A 19,194-nucleotide genomic window follows, 5' to 3' on the forward strand; every position below is an offset into this window, starting at 1 on the left:
TCCTACAGGTACAGGGGGAATTCAGCGCCTGGGGATGAATCACCGCGACACACCTGTGAAATGTTTGGCTATACATGAAGGGGGATAAACAAAAGTAACCCTAACAAGGACGCCCATGCAGACTTTCCAGGTGTTGATCATCGGCAGCGGTTTTGGTGGGCAGTGCGCGGCGATCAATTTGCTCAAGGCCGGTATCGATGATTTCCGCCTGCTTGAGCGACGTGACTTCTTCGGCGGCACCTGGTGCCAGAACACGTACCCCGGCGCCGCCGTGGACGTGCCTTCGCCACTCTATTCACTGTCCTTCGCGCCCTATCGCTGGACACAGATGTTCGCCGGGCAGGCAGAGCTGCATCGCTACACCCAGCATGTGGTGGAGCACTTTGGCCTGCGGGACAAGGTCGAACTGAATGCCAACGTCCTTCACGTCGAATGGGACGATGTAGCCCGACGCTGGACGGTGCACACAGCGGGCAAGGGCACCTTTCATGCACAGTTCCTGATCAACGCCACGGGGCCGTTGAGCCAGCCCGTGATCCCGCACTTCGAGGGCATGGAGCGCTTCCAGGGTAAGACGTTTCATACCAATAACTGGGATCACGCCTACGACTATCGGCAAAAACGCGTCGCCATCGTCGGCAGCGGTGCCAGCGCCGCCCAAGTGATTCCCGCGATTGCCCCGGATGTCGCGCATTTACATGTGTTCCAACGCTCGCCCCATTGGGTGCTGCCACGGGCTGACCGCGCCTTCGGGCCTGTACAACGTTGGCTGCTGGGTCTGAAACCGGCGTACAAATTGCTGCGCTGGATGATCTACTGGCAGTTCGAAACCCGCGTGATTGCCTTCAAGTATTCAAAGCCGGCTATCCGTCTGGTCCAGCTCCACGCGCTGCGCTTCCTCAAGCGGCAAGTGCCTGACCCGCAATTGCGTCGCAAATTGACACCGGACTACGCGATTGGCTGCAAGCGAGTCATCGTCTCCAGCACGCTCTACCCGGCCCTCGCTCGCCCCAATGTCACACTGCACTGCCGCGAACAAGGCATCTCTTCCATTGACGAAACCGGCATCAACACCCTGGACGGGCAGCACATCGACGTGGACCTGATTGTCTGGCCCACCGGTTACGACGCTACCGACGGAGTGATTTCCTACCCGGTCAGCGGAAAAAACGGCAAGCAATTGCGAGATTTCTGGGCGACCTACCCCCGCGCCTACCTCGGCACCAGCCTGCCAGACTTCCCCAACCTGTTTATCGTCACCGGCCCCAACACCGGCATTGGCCATACGTCAGCGCTGTTCATCATCGAATCGCAGATGAACTACATCCTCGATTGCATTCGCACCCTGAAAAAACAGGGTTTGCGCAGCATTGAAGTTCGCCCTGAGGCAGAACGTACCTACACTGAAATGATCCACAGGGAAATGGAACGCACGGTGTGGAAGTCCGGAGGCTGCCACAGTTGGTATCAAAGCAAGAGTGGGCATGTGATCGCCATGTTCCCCGGGTTCAGTTTCAGCTACCACCAATTGACCCGGGCGCTGAAACCCGCCGATCACATTCTGTCTTGATCAGAGAGAAGGGAGACGCCTGATGCTTTTGTTGGTTGTCGTCATTGCGGTTTTCATCGCCTGGAGCTGGTTGAGCTACCCAGCCATCGGTTACTGGCTCTATGACCTGAACATGGCGGCCGAAGCGAAATTGTATCGGCTGCACAAGATTGTCGTGCCGATCGCAGAAATGACTGTTTCGACTTGGCAGGGTGGCCCCTATGAAGCCTCGAGCAGTGTGCTGATGTTGCATGGCTACAGCGCCGACAAGAACATCTGGTTGCGCTTCGCTCGGCATTTCGTCGGCAGTTACCGCGTGATCATTCCGGATATCGCCGGGCACGGGGAAACCGGATTCAAGGAAGGCGGCGGTTATGACATTCCATTGCAGGCGAAACGGATGATCCAGCTGCTCGACGTCTGCGGCGTCGAAAAGGTGCACGTCATCGGTAACTCGATGGGTGGCTACATGGCGGCCTGGCTCGCGGCGACCTATCCGGAGCGTATAGCCTCGGTCGCCCTGATCGACCCGGCGGGCGTGACGGCACCTGAAGCCAGCGATCTGGAGCGCCATTTGGCCAAGGGCCACAATCCGTTCCTGATCAACTCCCGGGAAGAATTTCGGTACTTTTACGCCATGACCATGGCAGAACCGCCGTGGGTGCCCGGCGTGGTGCTGGACGCCATTGCACAAAGATACGAACAGTCTCGGGACGAGCTGGAAGAAATCTTCCGGGATTTCCGCGCCAGCCCCCCCATGGAGCCGAAGCTGGCCCAGATCAAGTGCCCGGCGCTGTTGCTGTGGGGCCGCAAGGATCGTCTGATCGACGTCAGCAGCGTCGCCATCTGGAGCAAAGGCATCGAGGACCTGCGGGTGGAAATCTGGGAAGGCATCGGGCATATGCCGATGGTTGAGGCACCGGCAGGTTCAGCCCGGTTGTATCGGGAGTTTTTGGCATCCCAGCGCCAGGAGAGCCCGCAGGATCAGCGCATGCACTAGCTAATCAGTCCTTTGCAGAATGAAGTCCATAAGATTCTTCGTTTGCCGGTGTCGTGCAAGGCTGCGATCTTTGCTCACAACCTTCCCGTCACCGCGCCTGGAATTTGTGCATGAGCCACCCAAACTTTGTCAGCCCTGACCTGATCCGCCAACGCTTCTCCAAAGCGATGTCCGACATGTACCGCAAAGAAGTCCCGCTTTACGGTGCGCTCATGGAGCTGGTGGAAAAGACCAACCGTCATGTGCTGGACAGCGATCCGCAGATTGCCCGGCAATTGGACAGCACCGGCGAAATCCAGCGCCTGGACATGGAGCGCCATGGCGCCATCCGCGTCGGCACAGCGGCGGAGCTGGCCACCCTCGCCCGTTTGTTCGCGGTCATGGGTATGCAACCCGTTGGTTATTACGACCTCACCCCGGCCGGCGTGCCGGTGCATTCCACAGCATTTCGCGCCGTGCACGAAGACGCGTTGCAGGTCAGCCCGTTCCGGGTGTTTACCTCGCTCCTGCGCCTGGAGTTGATCGAGAATCCGGACCTGCGCAGCTTTGCCCAGTCGGTGCTGGATAAACGCTCGATTTTCACACCGATGGCGCTCACCCTGATCGACCGCGCACAGTCCCAGGGCGGCCTGACCGAGCCGGAGGCCGAGGCGTTTGTCCAACAGGCACTGGAAACCTTCCGTTGGCACCACAGCGCCACCGTGACCGCCGAACAGTATCGCCAACTCAGCGCCCAGCATCGCCTGATTGCCGACGTGGTGGCGTTCAAGGGCCCGCACATCAACCACCTGACGCCCCGCACGCTGGACATCGACATCGTTCAGGCACAGATGCCGGCGCATGGCATCACGCCCAAGGCGGTGATCGAAGGCCCACCCCGCCGCCAATGCCCTATCCTGCTGCGCCAGACCAGCTTCAAGGCGCTGGATGAACCCGTGTCATTCACTGACCAACCCGACAGCCACGGCAGCCACAGTGCCCGTTTCGGCGAAATCGAACAGCGTGGCGCCGCCCTCACCCCGAAAGGTCGGGCGCTTTACGACCGCTTGCTCAACGCTGCCCGCGATGAACTCAATGACTTCCCCAACGAAGGCAATGCAGCACGCTACAACGCGCTGATGACGCAACACTTTGGCGAATTCCCTGACACCCTGGATGACATGCGCCAGCAGGAACTGGCGTACTTCCGTTATGTGGTCACGGACAAAGGCCTGGCATCAGGGGAGCGCCAACCGCTGTCGTTGCAAGCGTTGCTGAGCAATGATTACGTCAGGGCGGAACCGCTGGTATACGAAGACTTCCTGCCTGTGAGTGCGGCAGGTATCTTCCAGTCGAACCTGGGGGATGCGGCGCAAGTCCACTATGACCAACACTCCAACCAGCAAGCCTTCGAACGGGCGCTGGGTCGGGCAACCCTCGATGAGCTGCAGCTGTATGCCGAGACGCAGCGACGATCGATCGAAGAGTGTTTTGCCACCCTGAACATGAAACCCTGACGCGTCCCCCCTGGAGGAGCGAGCGTGCTCGCCCCTTCAGGTTCGGGTTTATTTCAGTTTTGCCAGCAACGCCTGCGCCGTGGCCTCGGATGACGCCGGATTCTGCCCGGTGAGCAACCACCCATCTTCGACCACATAACTCGCCCAGTCCTCAGCCTTGGAGTAATTCCCACCTTTCTCCTTGAGCATGTCTTCCACCAGAAACGGCACCACATGGGTCAGTTGCACCGCTTCTTCTTCGGAGTTGGTGAACCCCGTCACCCGCTTGCCCTTGACCAACGGCTGGCCGTCTGCGCCCTTCACATGACGTAATACGCCCGGCGCGTGGCAGACCATCGCCACCGGTTTACCGGCCTTGTACAAGGTTTCGATCAGCGCGATCGAAATCTTGTCTTCGGCCAGATCCCACAGCGGGCCATGGCCACCTGGATAGAACACCGCATCATAATCCTCCGCCCGCACGCTGCTCAGCAGCGCGGTGGAGGCCAACGCGGTCTGGGCGGCGGAGTCCTTGCGGAAACGGTCTGTGGCAGCGGTCTGTGCGTCGGGCTCGTCGCTTTTGGGGTCCAGCGGCGGTTGCCCCCCCTTGGGCGATACCAGCGTCAACTGTGCACCGGCATCCTTGAAGGCAAAATACGGTGCGGCGAACTCCTCCAGCCAGAAACCGGTTTTCTTACCCGTGTCACCCAATTGATCGTGAGACGTCAAAACCATCAGGATTTTCATGTCGCGCTCCTTGAATTCGGGAATGTGTTTGCCGCTGGATTCGACCACCAGGCAGCGCAGTTCGTTGCAGTGGCTCGCACTTGGAAGCACTGCAATTCAATTATCGCAAGATCTTTGGGGAACTTTTGATTGGCAACACTTCAGGTTCTCATGACTGGCGGGAGCCGCATAAATAGTCCACAGCACTCAATTATTGGCACTGAAACAGTAATAAGAAACAGAATGTAACTTCGCAAAAATAGAGCAAATGATCGAATTTACGAAGGAGGTGTTCAATACATATTGCGCAACATATTGCGCAATATGGTTGTCAATTGCGGACATGCGCCATCAGCGAGACGTACTCTCGTCAGAGACAGTCATTGGAGGTGTTCGCCCAGTGTAATGGCCTTGGCAATCCATGCACCGGTAAAGAGCCCCGCCACTGGGCGAACGGCGTGTAGTCTAATGGAACTTGATAGCGATGTGCGCGCCAATAACATCAAATTTATCGAGCATTAATTAAATGTCATCAAAAAATTGATTTACATACACTTCTTAAACTCACCAGTGCGACCATAATCCGACTTAGCCTTGTACGAAAGATGTACAAAAATAAATAAGAATTATAGAGCCAACACTCGACTTTTGAATTCCGCGGTCAACGATTATTGGCGGTTTCCTGCGCAGTGGATTCACCACTGGCGGTCCCCTTGCCGCTTTCCTTGCGTCGGGTCGGATCGGTAGGGCGCAGGGCATCATTGTCGCGCTCGACCTCACCGGGCGGACGCGGTTCGTCGGGGTGCTTGAAGGTGTCAGATCGATCGTTCATGGATATTCTCCTCAGGCTTCGGGGTCATCGACTTCCTGACTGACGTTCACGCCAGGTGAGTCCTTGTGGGAGTCCTCGGCCCTGCTCCTCAGGGTCTGCCACTGTTCGAGGTCAATGGCGCCTTGACCCAACAGATCATCCGCCAAGCGCAGCAGCTCGGTGTAATGGGCATCCGGGGATTGTTGCCAGTAGGCCTGGTCATCGAACAGGCGCTGCCATGCATCCAGATCGGGCAACTTGAGGTCGTCGCTCATGACGGCTCCGATGAAGTGGCGGGTTCAATTAGGAGGGTGTAACGCCACCGAGAGTTCCACCTCAATAACCGGTCATCTCCAGGTAACCCTGCCCTGTATGGCTACCGCCCAGGCGTACGGGACCTTCCCAGTAGGGAATTCGAAGATCCATCCACGCGTCGGGGTTGAGCGCCGTCGTGGTGATGTCGAGTTGCTTGCCGGGAATCCGGATTGACCAACGCACAGGCATTGAGCGCCCGGCGACCTTTTTGACTTCCAGCGGTGCGAGGCTGATGTCAGCGGCGTGCAACGACTGCGTGTGCCCCTGTGCGTCGATCCAGGTACCGGTGAGGTATGGCTCGCCATTGTGCTGGCGCATCCGGTAGAGCATCACCTGCTCGCCGCTCTCCAGGTGCAGGGAAAACCAATCCCAACCGCTCTGGTTGGCCGTCAGTGGTTGGCTGCTCCACTCGCGATCCAACCACGCAGGACCGCTGACCTGATAAGTCTTGCCGTCGATTTGCAGGGTGCCTCGGGCCTGAAAAAAAGGCTGACTGTAGTAGTACGACGCCTGGCCCTGTTCGGACTTTTGACTGAAGCCCTTGTCGCCCTGCAAGACTGGCGCGTGAGTAGCCGTGAGTTGCAGGGTGTAGTCGAATCCCTTGTCCCGGGCACTCAGTTGCAGATCATCCAGCGCAACGGGATCCTGGCTGCTGAAACGCCAATCATCTATCCAGGCATTGAATGGTTGGATGCTCACCCCGGCCTGGCCCACGCCGCCGCGGGCATAACGTTCGGCGGCGTGGTGCGCCGTTGCCGAAGTCACCGCTGCGTGCCCCAGCCAGATCGTCTGGTTACCCCAACCCGGCACTTCGGGCGCGGCCTTCAGCGCGCTGCGAAACAGTGTCCATTGCACGCCGAATTCCTGACCTTGATCGTCCTTGAGGTTCGCAGTGACGTACCACCACTCGATGCGAAAACCATCATGGGGACCGTGATCCGCTGGAAAGCTGAACGCCCGACCGGGCACTACTGCTGTGAAGGCAGCCGCCTCGCCGCCGAGACCGGCGAAACCTTTTTCATCCGGCGACGGGTTGTCGCAACCGCTGACCAGCAGCACCAGCAACCACAAGGCCGCGCGTTTAATCCTCATGGGCAAACGTCCTCAGCAGGTCCGCCGGTTGTGTGCGGTAAAGCGAGTAAAGCGGCCAAGCCGACGCCAGCAAGGTGGCGAGCAGCGCCAACCCCATCAACTGCGCCAGTTGCAGCGGGAAAACGCGCAATGGCAGTCGCCAGCCGAAGGCCTGCACGTTGATGACCGTGTCCAGGCACCACGCCAGCGCGATACCCAGCGGCAGCGCCAGCACCAGCGTCAGTACGGACAGGAGCCAGGTCTGCCCGAGATTGAGCAACATCAACTGTCGACGTGTTACCCCCAGCGCCCACAACGGCGCGAGTTGTCCAAGACGGCTCTGACTCTGGGTCAGCAGGCTGATGAACAGCGCCACGCCGGCGACGCCGAGGGTCAGGCTGTTCAGGGCTGCGGTGGCGGCGAAGGTGCGTTCAAACACCTGGGTGGACCAGTCCTTGAGCCGCACCTGTTCGACGATGCGGCTGTCATCCAGGGCGAAACGGGTCTGCAGGCTGTTCAGAAACCCCGGGATCCGTACGGGCTCGATGCGCAGGTTGAAGCGACTCGGCGTCAGTTGCGGCCAGCCGCGCAGCAAGTGGTCGGCGTTGACCAGAACATGCCCCTTCGGGTTGCCGTAGTCCGCATAGATCCCGACAATACGCGGCGACCACGAGCCAGTCGGCGTGGGCAGCGTGAGGTGATCGCCCAGCCGTACGTTCAACCGTCGGGCCAGTTGTTCGCTGAGCATCAGCGCGTCGCTCCTGGCCAGCTGTTCCCAGGCGTCATCGCCCGTCGCTTCGAGCAACGGCCAGTGCTGGCGATAGGTGGGGTGGTCGATCACGCCGAACACATCCGCCGGCCAGCCTTGCAACTGGATCGACACCTGCCAGTTGGGCAATACCGCCGTGAGCGTTGGCTGCTGCTTGAGCCAGGCATACATGTCAGTGGCTTGTGCCGGGTTTTGCGGGTTCACGTACAACTCAGCGGTCAATCGTTGTTCCAGCCAGTCGCCAAAGGTCTGACGGAAACCGGCAGTCATGCTGCCTGCGCCGATGTTCGCCGCCAGTGCCAACAGCAGCGCCATCAACGCCAGGCTGAGGGCCGGCAATTGCTGGCGACAATCGGCGAGAAACCACTGACCGAGCACGGAACGGCGGCGCTGCAACAATAGGTTCAGCAGCGTGTTGAGCACGACCGGCAGCGCCAGCGCGGCGCCGATCAGCAAGGCCGCCAACAGCACGAAACCACTGGCAAGGCTGTCGCCAAAACCCCATGCGAGCACTGCAATCACCCCGGCAAGTGCCGCTACCACACCCTGGCGGCGCAACCACCGGGCATGGGCCTGATGCCAGGCCTGGGGATCAGCCAATGCCAGCAAGGGCAGGCGCGCCGCGCGCAACAGACTGTTGGCGCCGGCCAGCAAAGCGCCGAAAAGGCTCAGGCCAACTCCGCTGAGCCACCACCACGGGCTAAGACTCAACTGACCGGGCACCTCGGCGCCATACAGTCCGCGCAGGCTGGCTGCGACGTCGGGTAACAGGATACTGGCCAGCAGGTAGCCGGTCACCACACCGGCGATCCCGCCGATCACCGCCAGAATGCCCAGTTCGAACGCCAGGCAAATGATCAGCCGACGTGCGCTGACACCGCAGGCGCGCAAGGTCCTGAGCAGTCCTCGGCGCTGCTCCAGTGCCAGTCCGATGGCGGCATGAACAATGAACAGTCCGACGACAAAGGAGAGAAAGCCCAAGGCATCGAGGTTCAGGTGAAAGCTTTCGGTCAGGCGTGCGAGGTTGTTCTCCTCGCCACTGCGCTTGAACTGTAACTGCCCCTTGAACTGATCCGGCAAGGTGGCGGTGAAATCCTTGGGCAACAACAATCGTGACAGTTGATCCGGCAGTCCGAGAATCTGTTGGGCATAGCCGATGTCCACCAGCAACATCCCAGGCGCCATGTCGCTCTGTACTTGCAGCGGCGGCAGAGGCGCACCACTGACGCTGGCGGGTTGCTCACCTTCGCGCAAACCCAATGCCTGCAAGGTATGCGGCGAAATCCAGGTGGCGCCCGGTGCACTGAAAAATTCGACAATCCGCTCGATCGCCAGGGTTTGCCCGGCTACCGCAGAGCCGGCCGGCAACGACACTGGCTCGATACCCATCAGTTGCAGGCGTTGATCTTCATGGCCCTTGAGCGTCACCCGCCCCTGCAAAACCGGGGACACCGGCCACCCCATCCGTCGTAGCTCGACAAAGAGGGCCTGGGAAAACGTCGCGCCACCGGGCGCACTCAGGCTGGCCTGGGGTTCGCCGCCGATCATTTGGCTGGCCCGGCTGTAACTGTCACGCGCCTGGCTGTTCAGCGCCTGCACGCCAGTCAGCAAGCCAGTGGCTAGCCAAAGCCCGGTCAGCACACTGCACAACTGCACCGGATGGCGTTGCCAATGGCTGAGCAACGCCCGTAATGTCTGGCGAAAAATCCCCACCTCAGCGCTCGTCCGCGCCGACCAGGCGTCCGCGGTGCAACACCACCTTTTGCGCCAGTCGCGCGGCCACGCTCGGGCTATGGGTGACCATCAACAAGGTCGTTGGGCTGTCGTCGAGCAATTCCAGCAACAGCTTCAACACTTCATCGCTGGTGGCTTCATCCAGGCTGCCGGTGGGTTCGTCCGCCAACAGCAACCGAGGTTGCGCGGCCAGTGCACGCCCTAACGCCACCCGTTGCTGTTGACCGCCGGACAGCTGCTCCGGATAACGACGCAATACATCAGCCAAGCCCAATCGCTGGACCAGGTGCGCCTGCCAGCGCTCATCAAAACGCCCCGCCAGGCGAGCCTGAAATGCCAGGTTGTCCTCTACACGCAAACTGCCGATCAGGTTGAACTGTTGAAACACCAGGCCGATTTCCGTACGCCGCCAGTTGGCCAGATGCGCTTCGCTCATCTCCTCGAGCCGATACTCGCCGCTGCGGATACTGCCGCTATCGACCTTGTCGAGGCCGGCGATCAGGTGCAGCAAGGTGCTCTTGCCGCTCCCCGACTCCCCCATCAACGCGAGGCTGCTGCCAGACGTGAGCGTCAGGTCGACCCCCTGCAACACCGGAAGCGGACCTTGTGCGGTGGCATAGCTTTTGAAGACGCCCTGGACCTGGAGCATGGAAGTAAACCTGCAAAAAGTATGGAGACAGAGTAACGGGGATGAAGGCTGGGTGAGCGTATTTTGGGTGGTTAACCGTGTTTTTGCCTATTGCCGGAATGCCTTAGGTAGACAATCTCGCCCTTGTAGGGTCCGGCGTAAGAGGATTTACCAGATCGCGCGATCCACTGCAGCGATTGCCCTGTGGACAACTGATAGCCCTACACAGTTTCAGGAAAATCACACGCTAGGTCAGCGAACGGCCCGACTGCTCAGACCTATCCAGATGGATACAGTCGATGGATGGATTATATCGTTCGGCAAACCACTACTTTCGCGACATGGCACGGCTATCGGGTCTACTTCACCTTGCGCGATAACGTTGCCGCGGGTGACAAGTCATCGCAAGCCGCTGACATCCAGCGGGCAAGAAAATTGGCAAGGGAGATCCAACCATGAGCCAAACTTCGACTGCATTCAATATGGTCGCGCTGCTCGACAGCGACGAAGCCATGAGCGAGTACTTGTCCCAAGTACTGGCAGACGGCGATAACGAGGAGTTTCTAAGGGCCATCGGCTACGTTGTAAGGGCTCGGGGCATGTCACAGATTGCCAAGGATTCGGGCATGGAGAGCGAGAGCCTGACCAAAGCTTTCGCACCGGGTGCCAAACCTCGTTTTGACACGGTATTGAAGGTCATCCATGCCCTTGGAATCGATTTGCGCGCACAACCAGGCCACCTGGAAAATCACTCAGTGATCTGAAGTTGCGCTCGCCCCGTGCTCGCCCCATGCTCACTCCTGCACGCCACCCAGCTAAAACACATCGGTAGCTGTGCAGCCTGTTGCTGATAACGGTCATACAGCTCTTCGCGATTGGAATGCGGATATTCCTTGAAATGGCTGATCTGCAAGCCCGCCTCGATGGCGCCGGTGAAGATATCGCCCAGGGTGTGAACAAACCAGTAGGACGTCGCCGCCGCTTGTTCGACCTTGCCTTCGTAGACGATCGGCTGATCCTGCATGAACGGTTCGCGGCGAAAGTACGAGGAATCCGGGCGATAAGGATCGTCGGCCTCGGGGTTGAACATTTCCAGGAACGGATGAGTTTCGTACACCACCAGTGCCCCACCGGGTTTAAGGGTACGTGCGACGTGTTGGAAGAACTCGCCGATGTCCGGCATCCAGTTCAATACGCCGATGGTGATCAGGGCCACGTCGAAACGCTCGTGCAGTTCTTCCGGCAGGTGGTGGATATCTGCTTCGATGAACGTCGGTGCATGGGGTGAGCGGGAGGCCAACTCGCGGGCCTGATCGAGAAACGCAGCGGACTGGTCAACGCCCACCACATGGCGGGCACCCAACGCAAAGAGCGAAAGGCTTTCGCGACCATTGTTACAGCCCAATTGCACCACGGCCTTGCCGTCGACTCCGACCTGCTCCAGCACATTGCGCAAGGTGTCATCGAGGCAGGAAAAATCAGTCTCGGCCACCTGCGTCAACAGTGCCAGCCATTCAGGATTGTCCTTGTGGTGTCGGGCGGAATCGTTCCAGGCATCGCGGTTGCTGGCGATGACGGATTGGTTTGACGGCATTTCCATTGCGCGCTCCAGACTTCGGCAGTTATTTGCCGGACCCGAGTCTAGATCAGCACCTTCGATAAGCCCATTGGCTGTTTGTTGGATTCTTGTAAAGCGGCAACACCCCCGCTCGGCAGCTATAGTAAATGGCCTTGGGGAAATGCGGGAAAACCGAATTCGCAGGTGCAGCCATGAAATACACCGAACTGACGCTGGCGCTCGCCTTTTGTCTCACCGTCACCCTCAACGCCCACGCGGACAACAGCCTGACGCCGACGTCCGAATACAGCAGCGAGTTCAATTACTACGGCGATGATCAGCCGTTTGCCCACCCTGCACCGCCCAGTCTGAGCACGGTGCCACCAGGGTCGTACATCCCGACGGCGCCGCAGGACTTCATCCCGATCTCCAGTCAGCATGAGTTTTCCGACTCACGCCTGCCGACGATTGCGGACGCCACCGTCCGCGTGTTCATTCGCACCTATGACGCCGAGCGCGGGGTGTACGTCAACCAGGAAGTCATCGATCCCACCTGCCTCCTGGCCTGCCTCAGCCAGAAGGCGACGGCGGTTTACCACTGACGCTTGTCGGGGCGTGCGAGGCCGAGTTTTTCGATCCGGTAACGCAGCATGTCACGACTCAAGCCCAACAGGCGGGCCGATTTGGTGACGTTCCAGTCGGTCTTGTCGAGCATCTTGCGCACCATGTCGCGTTCCACTTCCGGCAGGTTCATCGACTCGCTGCCGTTGTACATCGGGCGCGGCTCGCTGTGAGGCATTTCCGGCATCACCAGCGGCTCATCCACCAGGCTCAGGCACACGTTCAACTGGTGCGCGGCAATGGTGTCGTTCGGGGCGAGCAATACGGTTTGCTCGAGCATGTTGCGCAGTTCGCGCACATTGCCTGGCCAGCTGTAGTTGAGCATCAGCTCTTCGGCCTGATCACTGAAATGCAGGTTGGGTTTACCATAGCGTTTGCCGTGCATGGCGAGGAAATGCCGGGCCAGCAACAGGATGTCTTCGCCACGGTCATACAGGCGCGGCACCTTGATCGAGATGATACGTAAACGGAAGAACAGGTCGCGGCGGAATTTGCCCTGCTGGACCATCTGCTCGAGGTTGCAGTTGGTCGCGCTGATGACCCGCAAGTCGACCTTGCGCTCCTTGACCGAGCCCACCCGGCGAATGGTACGGTCCTCCAGCAGCTTGAGCAGCTTGGCTTGCAACAGCAGGTCCATTTCCCCCACTTCATCGAGAAACAACGTGCCGCCATCGGCGGCCTCCACCAACCCGGTGCGACGGTCCTTGGCGTCGGTGAACGCGCCCTTCTCATGACCGAACAGCTCGGACTCGAGCAAATTGGAGGGGATCGATGCGCAGTTGAACTCAATGAAGGGCCCCTTGCTGCGCGGCCCGTCGAAATGCAGGGCGCGGGCCACCAGTTCCTTGCCTGTGCCGGTCTCGCCTTCAACGAGCACGGGAGGTAAATCACCGCTGGTCATACGGCGCTCGGCGTCGAGCAACTGACCGATGGTGTTTTTCAGGTGCTGCATGGGTGCCGATTCGCCGATCAACGCCTGCACCCCCGACTTCTGTGCTTCGCGCTCCTGGTAGAACGACAACGTGCGCTCCATCCGCTCGGTGGCGAGGGCCTTGTCCAGCATCAACTTCAGTTCGGGCAGCGCCACCGGTTTGGTGACGTAGTGGAAGGCGCCCTCTTTCATCGCCACCACGGCATCTTCGACGTTGCCGTAGCCGGTCATCATGATCACTTTGAGGTCCGGCGCACGCACGCGCAGCTTCTGGATCAGATCGTGACCGCTCATGCCCGGCAGCGAATTGTCGGTGAGCACCACGTCCGGGGCAAACGTGTGCATTTTTTCCAGCGCCTCTTCAGCCGAGTGGCAAACCGTCACCTCGAAATCCTTACGCTCGAGGTACGTCTGTATATTCTCCGCGAGGAGTTCGTCATCCTCGACCAGTAGAATGCTGTGCTCCATGATCCTCTCCCGTTGCCACTTTAAAATGAAGACTGACGCGGGTTCCTTCCTGCTCTTGGCTGGTCAGTTCGACCGAACCTTCAAAACGCTCCATTATTCTTTTAACCAGGGCCAGACCGACGCCCAGGCCACCTTGTTTGGTGGTAAAAAACGGCTTGAAGACCATTTGTTGCTGCTGACGACTCATGCCCTTGCCGGTGTCGCTCAGGGTCATGCGCAAATGGCCAGGGTGTTGCGATTCGATGTCGATGCTCAGCACGCCGCCCTTGGGCATGGCCTCCAGGGCGTTGGCGAACAGGCTATTGAGTATTTGCGTCAGCAGCACCTGTTGGCTGACGACCGGTGTGCAGGCCATCGGTGTGAAGCGCACTTCCACGCCGCAGCGCCGGATCAAGGGTTCGAAGGCACTCAGGGTGTCGTCAATCGCGGCCACCAGGTCCACCTTTTCCTCATCGTCCTTCACCGGTCGCAACGACACCAGCAGCTCACGCACCCAGCGCGACATGCGATCGACCTGATTGATGATGTCGCCAATGTTTTTCTGCGCCCCGTGACTGGCGATTTCCTGGGCCAGTTCGGCACTGGAGCGGATGTTGGCCAGAGGGTTGCGCAGGCTATGGGCCACGGCTGATGACATTTCACCCAAAGCGACGAAGGTTTCGTTGCTGATCAACTGCTTCTGCTGACTCTCCAGCAGCTTGGCCGCGCGCCAGACAATCCAGAACAGTCCCAGATAAATGGCGGCGCCGCCGAGCAAGGTGGCGAACCAGATCGTCTTGAAGCCGCGCTGGATGCTCGCCACCAGGTCGGCCGGTTCCTTGTAGATTTCCACCATGGCGATCACTTTGCTCCTGTCGGCATTGAACATCGGGATGTAGTTCTCGATGAACAGGTATTCAGGCTCCCGCAGCAGGCGTTGCTCGGGGCGCTCTTCATCAATCTCGTGGTAACTGGTGGACACCAGCTCCCTCATTTCGAAGGATTCATCGAGCTCCTCGTCGTCCTCGATCCGCTCTCCGATCAGCTCTGGGTTGGTTGACCAGACCACCGTGCGGTCAAGGGCATAGACCGTAGCCAGCAGCAGGTCTGGCAGGTGCTCGACGTGATCGAGGAATTCGGCACGCGAAGAAGCGCGGGCCTGGGCGGTGAGGTCCGGATCGTCGTCGTCCTGGCGCGGGTCGAGCATTTCACCAATGGTTCGAGTGGGGGAAATCGACGCATGCCGGATCTCCGCCGCACCAATGGCCTGGACGAATTGCGCCGTCAGCATGGAATCACGCTCGATGCTCTCCTCCACCACAAAGCGCGTGGAAATGTAGCCCAGCGCCAGCGCCACACCGGCGATGATCAGGAAGCTCCCCAGGGAAAACCAGCGCAAAAGGTTGAATTGCTCCCGTAAGCCAATGCCTTTTTCGGCTGGCGGCAACGCAGGTACTTGTGGTTGTTCGAGTATCTGCATGAAAGGAATCCTGACCGAGACGTAAGGCATTTCCCGTGGTGCTTCGGATCAGTGTAGGTGGCATTGATCGAAACCGACGGCCTCTATGATTGTATTTCGCCGCTATTGCACCTGAGCCGCCTGCAACGGTTGCTGGCGCTCGGTTTCCTCCTGCAGGAACTCGATAATGGACTGCGCCGACTGTTCATCCAGGCGCAGGTTGGGCATCGGGACCCGGTCGAACCGTTCGAAAAGCTGCGTGGCGATCGGGTCCTTGTCGGCGAGCATGCGGTCCGGTTCACGTATCCAGCGGTTGAGCCAGGCCAGCTCACGCTGACGGGTCACGCCGACCAGGTCCGGGCCGATGTTGCGCATACCGATGCCTTGTCCGTCCTGCGGGCCGAGGCTGTGGCACGACGCACAACGCGTACGAAACAATTCTTCACCGTTGCTTGGCGCGCGGATTTCCGGAGCATTGACGTAACTCTCTTCCGAGCTGGCCTGCTTCCAGTTTTGCAAGGTGTTGGCCAGTTGATCGGCGAGAATCCACGGATTCTCAAACGGCGAGGCCTTCATCCAGCGCCCGGTTTGCTGGTTGCCGACAATCAGGCTCAGGTTGTGGTCCTTGTTGCGACCGTTGTCGACGCCCTCGATAAACAACCCCAGTTTTTTGCGCAAGTCGGTGACGGCCTCGAACTCGCCGGTGAGGAACTGCCAGCCCGGCCCGACCTTGAAGCGTTGCGCATAGGCCTTGAGCACCTCGGGGGTATCGCTCAACGGGTCGATGCTGATCGAGTAGAAGAAGATGTCCTTGCCCACTCGATCCCCCAGCAACTTTTGCACCTGGCGCAAGCGCGCCGTCTCCAGCGGACATGAATCACTGCATGAGGTGAAGATGAAATTGATCACCACCACTTTGTCTTTGATCAGGTCATCGAAAAAACGCACCTGCCGACCGTCCTGGTCGGTCAGCAGGGTGTTGGGAAAGTAGTTGCCGCCCCAGGGGGTCGTCGATTCCGGCGGCGCCAGCACGCCGTCATGGGCGACCAACGCCCTGGCGGCGAGCAGGCAGGTGACCAGCACCAGAATCAGGTGCATGCCCAGGGCGCGGGCGCGCGGCGTCGGCAGCGCGCTGTCGGCGCCGGCCCGGTTCATTTTTTCACCTGTACTTGCGGGCCGAAGCCATCGCCATTGCGGAAGGTTGGCAGCGCAGCGGAGTTGACGTAGCGCACGCCATCCCAGCTCGGCAGCGGTGTTGGCATCAACTGGAATTGCCCCGGCTTCTCAATGTCCCAGCGCAGCAGCATCGAGTTGTCCTCATGCTGGGTGTTGTGACAATGCTCCATGTAGGTCCCGGCGAATTCGCGGAAATTGATCGCCATCTCGACGCTGTCCAGGCCGTCTTTTTCCGAGCCAATGCGGTACACGTCCTTGCGCGCCCATTTTTCCCATTCCGGTGGAGCCTTGCCGCCACGGCTGAGGATGATGCCCTCCTCGAAATGCACATGCACCGGGTGGCTCCAGCCTGTCCCGCCGGCCTTGATGTTCCAGACCTCAAGGGTGCCGAAACCCGCAACGCCTGCATCGGTCGGACCGCTGGCCAGCTTGGTGGCGGTGTTCAGCCGACGAGGGTCCATGTGAAAGCCGAACCCGCCATCGGTCTTGACTGTCCATGGTGCTTCATCGGTGCCGTCGGAGCGGCCGAAGGTGAAGGTACGGTGGCGTGCGTTGGCCAGCAATTGCTTGTCGGCGACGTTGTCGCGATGGATTTTCAGCGGAATCATCACCAGGCCTTCGGCCTTGCCGGGCTTGGCCGGTTCATAGGCCGCCGGGTCCATGGCCAGGTCCTGACCGGTGTAGGCCTTGACGTTGAGTTGCAGCACCTTGCCGACGGCCGGGTCCCCCCTGTCCCACTGCGGTCCCTTGCTGGTTTGCTTGATCACCGCCAGATATTTCTCGGAGAGCAGGTCGGCCAGCGGGATCACGTCTTTGGGACCCTTGCCATCGTCGTGGGCTTGCAGGTTGACGAAGAACAGTTTGTCTCCAGGCTTGATACCGTTTTTCGCGAAGTTGACGATGATGTCAAAGCGCTCGGCGATACCTTGTGTCGGCAGGATCGCGTTGTGATTCTGCTTATCGCCGTCGGCGTCCAGATCCATGCTGCCATCGAACGGGACGGCGTGCTCCATGATGTTGCCGTCGTTGGCAATCATGTGGAACGGCACGCGGGCGTAGGACACACCGGAGTTTTTCGGTCCCTGGAATTCGCCACTGCTACCCTTGATCTCACGCACCAGCGCCAGCTTGAAATAACGTGACACTGAACCATTGAGGATGCGGAACCGATAACTGCGGGCGCGCACATCCAGGGTCGGTTTCCACTGCCAGTTGACCAGCACCTCGTCACCGAGGAACCCGTCGGTGTTGAACGGGTTGAACCACAATTGGCCGCTCTGATCCCACGCCTTGTCGGCGAACAGCAGATTGATGTCGTAGTCGCGATTGCCCCACGGCAAGGCGCTGCCGCTGGGCAGGCGCAGGTTGACACCGTCGTTGACCGATTCGTTGCCACGATCCAGGGCGCTGTAGTAGTTCATCATCGCCGCGTTGCCCTTGTAGACATTCTGCGCGGTGAAATCGAGCATGTGGTCGTGGAACCAGTGGGTGCTCATGGTCTCGCGCCAGTCACCACGGATCTTGATGGTGCCGTGGTCGCAGGTCTTGAGGCTGGGGGTCAGGTCGTTGGTCCACAGGGTTTCACCTGGCGCACAGGGGAACGCCGCGCGGGGGTCTTCGGCCTTGGTGTTGATGCTGTCGTAACCGGCCAGCTGGATCGGCCAGCGATAGTCGTAATACTGGCCCGGAAAAAAGAACGCGTTGGCATACCCGTCGCTTTCCGCGGGGGCGTGGCCGTTGTGTTCATGAGTGCTGATGGTGTGCAGGCCAAAGCCCATGTTGGCCGAGGGGTCGATGGGCAAGCCGTTGTAGTGACGCATCAGCACCGGTTGGCCATAGCGCACCATCAACAGTTTGGGCGGCAAGGTGCCGTCGAAGGTCCACACCGAGTTGTGATTTTGCACCGGCATGTTCGGGTGAATCCGCGCTTCGACACCCTTGGCGGTGCCGTCCGTGGCGGGGATGCCGGCGACGTTGTGATAGAGGCCACCAGGGCCGAACTCCCCCACGGCGTAACCATGCATCTGATGACTGTCACGCCAGCCGGTGTTGGTCCTGATCCCGGTCTGTACGGTCTTGTAGGCTGTTTGCGGGTAGAACTCGTTCCAGCGTTGATGCGACCAGCCCTTTCCTGGTGGACGACCTTCGGCCGAGGAGCCGATGCGGCGGTTGAGGAAGTACTCGATCTGCGCCTGCCACGGGTTGCGATCCACCACATTGGAGAACTGGCTGGGGAATGGTGTCAGCCCCGGTTGGCGCATGAAGGCATCGAGAGCGGCGCTGGGCGGTGCGCTGCGGGCAACGCTGGTAGGGTCCTGTTGCGGCAACGGGCCGATGGCTGCTGCGGGGAATGGCAAGGGCGCCGACGGTGTGGTGGGGTCGAGTTTCTCCGGGCCGAACTCCTCGAACAGCGCCAGTTGCTGAGTGAAAGGCAACGCGCCGAACAACGGGCTGGGCTTCCCGTTGGTGGGATAGTTGAAACTGGTCTGCACCGTCGGCGGCAGGATGTTTTCCTGGCGCGTGGTGTCGCGGCTGCCTTTGACGCCATCGGGCAGATCGAAGGAGTCTTCGTTGGCCTCCGGCATGGTCAGGATGGCGTTTAGAGCCGCGGGCTCGTCGGCCGGTTCGTCGTAGTACGCCGAAGGGTCTGTCGGTTCTGGCTGTCGCTCGTCATCGATCGGGCTGGCGCGCAGCGTCGCCGTGCCCAGCGTCATTGTGAGGACAACGCTCAAAGGCGTCAGGAGCCATTTGAAGGGATAACGGGCTTTCGTGTTCATCACCAGCCGCCTCGAAGTCATGAAGGGGGTACTGGTGGTTTTGCAAGGAATCGGCCAAATTTGTAACAACTTAATACGAAAGTGTTAACACCCCGCGAAACAATGGCTTATCAGCATCAATGTGCCATACCGGTGCCGATCGGGGTG

16 protein-coding genes are annotated in these 19,194 nt (G+C 59.8%); 5 read left to right on the plus strand and 11 right to left on the minus strand.

What is annotated here, in order from left to right; translation table 11 throughout:
* The first annotated feature begins 115 nt into the window (after positions 1-115).
* The 3 genes from AB4N64_RS14225 (at position 116) to hglS (ending at position 4,045) form a co-directional block, all read left to right on the plus strand.
* Positions 116-1,570, plus strand: coding sequence for a flavin-containing monooxygenase (locus AB4N64_RS14225; protein ID WP_460126475.1), 1,455 nt, complete (start codon positions 116-118; stop codon positions 1,568-1,570).
* 22 nt (positions 1,571-1,592) lie between these two features.
* Entirely contained in the window at positions 1,593-2,549 is a 957-nt protein-coding gene (locus AB4N64_RS14230) for an alpha/beta fold hydrolase (protein WP_460126477.1), read from the plus strand.
* A 110-nt stretch (positions 2,550-2,659) separates the two neighbouring features.
* Entirely contained in the window at positions 2,660-4,045 is a 1,386-nt protein-coding gene (hglS, locus tag AB4N64_RS14235) for a 2-oxoadipate dioxygenase/decarboxylase HglS (RefSeq protein ID WP_460126479.1), read from the plus strand.
* 48 nt (positions 4,046-4,093) lie between these two features.
* Here hglS and AB4N64_RS14240 read toward each other — a convergent pair whose 3' ends face one another.
* From AB4N64_RS14240 to AB4N64_RS14265, 6 genes are all read right to left on the minus strand, one after another.
* The gene (locus tag AB4N64_RS14240; protein ID WP_460126752.1) at positions 4,094-4,771 is read right to left on the minus strand and encodes a type 1 glutamine amidotransferase domain-containing protein; all 678 of its coding nucleotides are present in this window, start codon (positions 4,769-4,771) and stop codon (positions 4,094-4,096) included.
* Positions 4,772-5,411: 640 nt separating this feature from the next.
* Positions 5,412-5,582, minus strand: coding sequence for a hypothetical protein (locus AB4N64_RS14245; protein WP_460126481.1), 171 nt, complete (start codon positions 5,580-5,582; stop codon positions 5,412-5,414).
* A gap of 11 nt (positions 5,583-5,593) precedes the next feature.
* Positions 5,594-5,836, minus strand: coding sequence for a hypothetical protein (locus tag AB4N64_RS14250; RefSeq protein WP_460126482.1), 243 nt, complete (start codon positions 5,834-5,836; stop codon positions 5,594-5,596).
* A 61-nt stretch (positions 5,837-5,897) separates the two neighbouring features.
* Positions 5,898-6,968 carry a lipocalin-like domain-containing protein gene (locus AB4N64_RS14255; protein ID WP_460126484.1) on the minus strand — a complete coding sequence of 357 codons (1,071 nt, stop codon included), beginning with the start codon at positions 6,966-6,968 and terminating at the stop codon, positions 5,898-5,900.
* Entirely contained in the window at positions 6,958-9,429 is a 2,472-nt protein-coding gene (locus AB4N64_RS14260; RefSeq protein ID WP_460126485.1) for an ABC transporter permease, read from the minus strand. Before AB4N64_RS14260 ends, AB4N64_RS14255 begins: the two co-directional genes overlap by 11 nt.
* A gap of 1 nt (position 9,430) precedes the next feature.
* Positions 9,431-10,099 (minus strand): ABC transporter ATP-binding protein, encoded by a 669-nt coding sequence (locus tag AB4N64_RS14265; RefSeq protein WP_460126487.1) that lies wholly within the window; start codon positions 10,097-10,099, stop codon positions 9,431-9,433.
* A 434-nt stretch (positions 10,100-10,533) separates the two neighbouring features.
* Between AB4N64_RS14265 and AB4N64_RS14270 the strand changes: the two genes are divergently transcribed.
* Positions 10,534-10,842 (plus strand): addiction module antidote protein, encoded by a 309-nt coding sequence (locus tag AB4N64_RS14270; RefSeq protein ID WP_460126489.1) that lies wholly within the window; start codon positions 10,534-10,536, stop codon positions 10,840-10,842.
* Here AB4N64_RS14270 and AB4N64_RS14275 read toward each other — a convergent pair.
* Complete coding sequence (locus AB4N64_RS14275) at positions 10,827-11,678, minus strand: class I SAM-dependent methyltransferase (protein WP_460126491.1); 852 nt, start codon at positions 11,676-11,678, stop codon at positions 10,827-10,829. The two genes, AB4N64_RS14270 and AB4N64_RS14275, sit on opposite strands and share 16 nt — an antisense overlap.
* Positions 11,679-11,848: 170 nt before the next feature.
* Here AB4N64_RS14275 and AB4N64_RS14280 point away from each other — a divergent pair, with 170 nt between their 5' ends.
* Positions 11,849-12,238, plus strand: a complete 390-nt coding sequence (locus AB4N64_RS14280) for a hypothetical protein (protein ID WP_460126493.1) — start codon at positions 11,849-11,851, stop codon at positions 12,236-12,238.
* Here AB4N64_RS14280 and AB4N64_RS14285 read toward each other — a convergent pair.
* The 4 genes from AB4N64_RS14285 to AB4N64_RS14300 all read right to left on the minus strand — a co-directional run bounded on the left by AB4N64_RS14285 (position 12,229) and on the right by AB4N64_RS14300 (position 19,047).
* Positions 12,229-13,656 carry a sigma-54-dependent transcriptional regulator gene (locus AB4N64_RS14285; protein ID WP_460126495.1) on the minus strand — a complete coding sequence of 476 codons (1,428 nt, stop codon included), beginning with the start codon at positions 13,654-13,656 and terminating at the stop codon, positions 12,229-12,231. The two genes, AB4N64_RS14280 and AB4N64_RS14285, sit on opposite strands and share 10 nt — an antisense overlap.
* Positions 13,625-15,115 (minus strand): sensor histidine kinase, encoded by a 1,491-nt coding sequence (locus tag AB4N64_RS14290; protein WP_460126497.1) that lies wholly within the window; start codon positions 15,113-15,115, stop codon positions 13,625-13,627. Before AB4N64_RS14290 ends, AB4N64_RS14285 begins: the two co-directional genes overlap by 32 nt.
* A 102-nt stretch (positions 15,116-15,217) precedes the next feature.
* A complete protein-coding gene (locus tag AB4N64_RS14295) occupies positions 15,218-16,249 on the minus strand; it encodes an SCO family protein (RefSeq protein WP_460126499.1) in 1,032 nt (343 codons plus the stop codon).
* Complete coding sequence (locus tag AB4N64_RS14300) at positions 16,246-19,047, minus strand: multicopper oxidase domain-containing protein (protein WP_460126501.1); 2,802 nt, start codon at positions 19,045-19,047, stop codon at positions 16,246-16,248. The genes AB4N64_RS14295 and AB4N64_RS14300 overlap by 4 nt, the downstream gene beginning before the upstream one ends.
* Between the last annotated feature and the right edge of the window lie 147 nt (positions 19,048-19,194).

It is taken from the genome of Pseudomonas sp. S2_C03 (genome assembly GCF_054668405.1).

What these genes read in the sequence shown, in the direction of transcription:
- AB4N64_RS14270 (WP_460126489.1), top strand. Translation starts at nt 10,534, where the DNA reads ATGAGCCAAACTTCGACTGCATTCAATATGGTCGCGCTGCTCGACAGC.
- AB4N64_RS14290 (WP_460126497.1), bottom strand. Translation starts at nt 15,115, where the DNA reads ATGCAGATACTCGAACAACCACAAGTACCTGCGTTGCCGCCAGCCGAA.
- AB4N64_RS14255 (WP_460126484.1), bottom strand. Translation starts at nt 6,968, where the DNA reads ATGAGGATTAAACGCGCGGCCTTGTGGTTGCTGGTGCTGCTGGTCAGC.
- AB4N64_RS14285 (WP_460126495.1), bottom strand. Translation starts at nt 13,656, where the DNA reads ATGGAGCACAGCATTCTACTGGTCGAGGATGACGAACTCCTCGCGGAG.
- AB4N64_RS14245 (WP_460126481.1), bottom strand. Translation starts at nt 5,582, where the DNA reads ATGAACGATCGATCTGACACCTTCAAGCACCCCGACGAACCGCGTCCG.
- AB4N64_RS14280 (WP_460126493.1), top strand. Translation starts at nt 11,849, where the DNA reads ATGAAATACACCGAACTGACGCTGGCGCTCGCCTTTTGTCTCACCGTC.
- AB4N64_RS14275 (WP_460126491.1), bottom strand. Translation starts at nt 11,678, where the DNA reads ATGGAAATGCCGTCAAACCAATCCGTCATCGCCAGCAACCGCGATGCC.
- AB4N64_RS14250 (WP_460126482.1), bottom strand. Translation starts at nt 5,836, where the DNA reads ATGAGCGACGACCTCAAGTTGCCCGATCTGGATGCATGGCAGCGCCTG.
- AB4N64_RS14240 (WP_460126752.1), bottom strand. Translation starts at nt 4,771, where the DNA reads ATGAAAATCCTGATGGTTTTGACGTCTCACGATCAATTGGGTGACACG.
- AB4N64_RS14295 (WP_460126499.1), bottom strand. Translation starts at nt 16,249, where the DNA reads ATGAACCGGGCCGGCGCCGACAGCGCGCTGCCGACGCCGCGCGCCCGC.
- AB4N64_RS14265 (WP_460126487.1), bottom strand. Translation starts at nt 10,099, where the DNA reads ATGCTCCAGGTCCAGGGCGTCTTCAAAAGCTATGCCACCGCACAAGGT.
- hglS (WP_460126479.1), top strand. Translation starts at nt 2,660, where the DNA reads ATGAGCCACCCAAACTTTGTCAGCCCTGACCTGATCCGCCAACGCTTC.
- AB4N64_RS14300 (WP_460126501.1), bottom strand. Translation starts at nt 19,047, where the DNA reads ATGAACACGAAAGCCCGTTATCCCTTCAAATGGCTCCTGACGCCTTTG.
- AB4N64_RS14230 (WP_460126477.1), top strand. Translation starts at nt 1,593, where the DNA reads ATGCTTTTGTTGGTTGTCGTCATTGCGGTTTTCATCGCCTGGAGCTGG.
- AB4N64_RS14225 (WP_460126475.1), top strand. Translation starts at nt 116, where the DNA reads ATGCAGACTTTCCAGGTGTTGATCATCGGCAGCGGTTTTGGTGGGCAG.